The 3,795-nt window shown below is 61.3% G+C and carries 3 protein-coding genes; 1 reads left to right on the top strand and 2 read right to left on the bottom strand.

The genetic code is table 11. The features are described from left to right. The coding region (locus MJD61_01525) for a transposase (protein MCG8553957.1) at positions 1–501 on the top strand (501 nt) is incomplete at its 5' end. A 252-nt stretch (positions 502–753) separates the two neighbouring features. Here the strand turns inward: MJD61_01525 and MJD61_01530 are convergent. Together MJD61_01530 and MJD61_01535 are read right to left on the bottom strand one after the other, a co-directional pair. Then, positions 754–1,380, bottom strand: a complete 627-nt coding sequence (locus MJD61_01530; GenBank protein MCG8553958.1) for a hypothetical protein — start codon at positions 1,378–1,380, stop codon at positions 754–756. 164 nt (positions 1,381–1,544) lie between these two features. Then, entirely contained in the window at positions 1,545–2,165 is a 621-nt protein-coding gene (locus MJD61_01535; GenBank protein ID MCG8553959.1) for a hypothetical protein, read from the bottom strand. Positions 2,166–3,795: the final 1,630 nt, after the last annotated feature.

A 3,795-nucleotide genomic window follows, 5' to 3' on the forward strand; every position in this document is an offset into this window, starting at 1 on the left:
CAATGGCCCGGGCTGTGCGTAGCTCCTGAAGATCTCGGCAGGCGATCGTGGACCGTGAAGCGCCCGGACTACTTCTTCCACTCCGAGCGTTGGCCTGCTACGGCCACGCTGCGGCTGCAGGTTCCCAGGACCGACTTCACGGACCACCAACTGCGCGAAGCGGTCGCGCAAGAAGCGGAGCGCCTGCAGGAACAGGCACGCATCAGGATGCGCGAGAGCGGACGTCGGTTCATGGGTCCACAGGCGGTGCTGCAAGCGGCCCCGGAAAAGCGCGCGACGGCGCCGGAACCGCGGGTGTCACGCAACCCGAGCTTCGCGGTCGGCCGGCACCGGCCCGGGGCGTATCGACGTGCGGTGCAGGAACTGCGAGCCTTTCGAGACGCGTACACCGCCGCGCTCTGCATCTGGCGTGACGGCGACCGCGATGTGGAGTTTCCAGCGGGCACAGTGCAGATGGTGCTGGTACACGCGGCCCGAGCCGCTCCCGCACCGAACAGCTGAGCTCGAACGTCGCAAAGCGACCGCGGCACGGAGCCCAAAAGGAGCTCCGGCCGCATCGCCGCGTCTCGGGTGCGCTCCGAACTGTACAAAGACGCCCCCAGTAAAGGCAAAGCGCGCACCACCGCCCTCACCACCACCCTTGGGACCGCCCTAAGACCCGATCCGGTCGCTCGCTTTGCCGCCCGCGCTCGCGTTCCAGCTCGGGAATCGGTACGCTTCCACTTCCACCCCCGGTCAGTACAGTGCTTATGCTCAGCGAACGTACTCGGCGAGGGCCATCACGTTCTCGAAGCCAGCAGCCTCCGAGCGAAGCTTGGCCGTGTCCGCCGGCCGTGCCAGCGGGCAGGTCACGCCCCCGGCTCCCACCGAGGTCCACAGGCCCGCGCCGTTGACCAGACGGTATGCGCCCGAAGCGTCCGTTTTCCAACGCAGGAACATCAGCATCTCCCCTGTCGGCAGCGTCTCCTCCAGCTGGACAACGAAGGCGTCCAGTTGGTCCGGTGGGCGAAACCGGAAAAACTCAATCACAAGGGGGCCAGGCATGCCGCGAACCACCTCCGTCGGGACGATGTCCATGGCCACGTAGAACGCCACCTGCTGGGGTCCGCCTACGGGCAACTGTTGTCGGATCTGGCGTGTCGCGCGCGGAGCCGCCAGCGTCCCGCGGACGACCAAGTCTGCCGCCGCGGCCATCTCCCGCAGCGTGGCATACCCCTCGACTCCATCACCGACCAGACCCAGGGCATCCCAAAAGAGCTGGCTGTGTTTGGAGCGCGCGCTCGGCGCCGCTGGAGTATCTGGTGCGTCGTCGAGTCCACCACATGCGGCTAGCATCACAAGCAGGCCTCCGAGGGCCACGGGCAACATCGCTCTACACATAGACCGCCTCTCCGTACAGTGTCAGCCCCGAGTGTATTCCGTCTGCGCCGACAGGTGCATGCGGACTGGCCCGACTCAGCACAAACCGGTTGCGGCGTACGCTTTCTCGCGTCCAGCAACCCCGTGCGGCATCCCAGCGCACCCATCATGTCTCCCTACATATTCTATTTCCGTACGTACTCCGCCAATTGCACCACACTCGCGATAGTAGCGACCTCCCCTCCAAGCCTTGCCCCCTCCTGTGCATCCGCCAGAGGGGCTCGCAGGCCACCTTTGTTCTCGCTCCACAAACCTGCTCGATTTACCAGCCGGTAGCCGCCCACTCCATCTTGTTTGTGTCTGAGGAAAAGTAACACCTCCCCCTTTGGAAGCAAGTCCGCCATGCGTGCCACGTCGGCACTACTTTCCACTCTCCACGGGATTGTCAACTCTACTTGAACTGCATTTCTAGTCTCACCCCGAATCATTTCGATCGCGTCCACATCAACTACGGTAAAGCTTACCGTGCCTACTGACATGTCGCGTCCTACTGTACGGCCCAAGCGCATATTCCTCAGTGTTCCATGCACTACCAAATCTGCAGCGTCCGCCATGTCCTGAAGCCCATCGTAGCTTTCTATTTCACCACCCGTGAAACGTAACATCCTCCAAAACGCTTCATCCTCTCCCTCTAGTGCTGTAGTTGTCTGCCAAAAACTGACGCCACAAACAAATGCAGCTAGTGCAAATGGCAGCACCCTCGAACTGAAGTCCCTAAATACGTATCTTAGCCTGGTCACAGTCATGCTCTCTACCTTATCACCACCAATTCCTCACAACCAATCGGTGCTCGCATTTCCTTTGGCTCCTTCACCAAAGCGAATTCAGTCCTCCTTTCGTGGCATTGAAGGGTCTCCGTCTGATCTCAGGCTGCATCCAGAGCCATTCACAAGTACAGACAGCGGAGAACTGACTCGCATACGGTTTGCCACGTCCATGACAAAAAAACGACGGCACCCTCCAGCTCCATCTATATTGTAGTATCAATCAAACCAGTCTTCGAGATGCGCCAAATCATGAGAACTATAAAATAGAGACGGCGGACTAGCTGCTTGCATACAACTACCATTCCGATGGCGTAAGCCGACGGCATGCCCTAGCTCATGACAGGCCGCCGTCTGCGCCGGAATCGGGAATGGCACATAGAATAGATTAATACGTTGAACACTCATCGATATGCCTTGGAAGGGATGGGAGCCCCATGTCCAGCCCCAGCCAACGTTCTGTCCAAACCAACCCGTATCTCCGTAGTTCTCATCCAATACACATGCGTCGTGCACGGAATCATGACAGTAGTTCGTTGGTGCCGAACTTGGAAGGAACAACGGGACTTGCTGCAGGTTTGCCACTGCAGAAACCGTACCAGCATCTACGGCCGGTGTGAGGAATAGTCGACCCACCGTGAAGTAAGCGTCACCCTGCACCCAAACACCACCGCCAATAAACGGGACACCGTAGCTCCCGAAATTGACAGCGAACGCGGTAGACACACCCGTAATTGCGCCTAAGGCCGATAAGAGTAGGACGCGCATACAATATGAGTGCGTGGCAAGATTGCCAGACCTACGCCGAGACTCAACGTCTGGGCACCGAGAGCACCGTGGTGATTGCTGACGAGTATTTAGAGTTGGCACCGTTGTTTCCTCCCGTCCAAACGCTCCGCCAGGCCAGCCCGCCGCGCGGCCGCTAGAGCTAGAACGCGTGCGAATAACTCTGCTTCAAGGGCGATTCTACACCCGCCCCTGGCCGACGCCATGGTCACGCCGGCGAACTTCCGCCTGTTACGACAACCCGACCCGAGTCGGCGTTGTCCAGTGGGGCGTCTTCGGGAGCCGTCGGCAGCGCGAGGCACGTTGGAAGAAGGTGCGACTCGTGCGCGGGGCGTGCGCACAGCAGCGACAAATGAACCACCGAGGGCCGCTCGTGGTCGCACACCGCACCCTCCCAACGGCGCAGCGCCTTGACGCCGAGTGCAACCTCTGCAAGCGCACAGGACAAACAAGACCGGCCGGCCACGCCAGTTCGACCTTCAGGCTGCCAGGCTGCCACTCGCCCCGGGAGAGGCGACAGCCCTAGCGGTCGTCGCCTTGCTGAGCCGCGCCCTCCCCGGTCTCAGGCGATCCGTCCCTCGCGTATCGTGGACGAGTCCGGCGGTCGCCACGCCGACGCCTGGCGACCGCCAGCCTGTTGAGACCACAAACCGAGCGATTTCAGCACACCAAACGACCTGACCCGCGTTGGGGCTTGGGGATATCCGGGCGGGTGCGGTGGTGGCGGCTCGCAGCTGGAGTCCACGGTCACCGGCCGGACTCTTTGGCGTCTCTACGGGCCGCTGGTGTGGGAGAGCCGCACAACGGCGCGGCAAAGGTACACGCA

This window comes from Pseudomonadota bacterium (assembly GCA_022361155.1).
Lineage (GTDB): Bacteria > Myxococcota_A > Polyangia > Polyangiales > JAKSBK01 > JAKSBK01.

Excerpts from the sequence above, each read along its gene's own strand:
- MJD61_01535 (MCG8553959.1), bottom strand. The coding sequence starts at position 2,165 with ATGACTGTGACCAGGCTAAGATACGTATTTAGGGACTTCAGTTCGAGG.
- MJD61_01530 (MCG8553958.1), bottom strand. The coding sequence starts at position 1,380 with ATGTGTAGAGCGATGTTGCCCGTGGCCCTCGGAGGCCTGCTTGTGATG.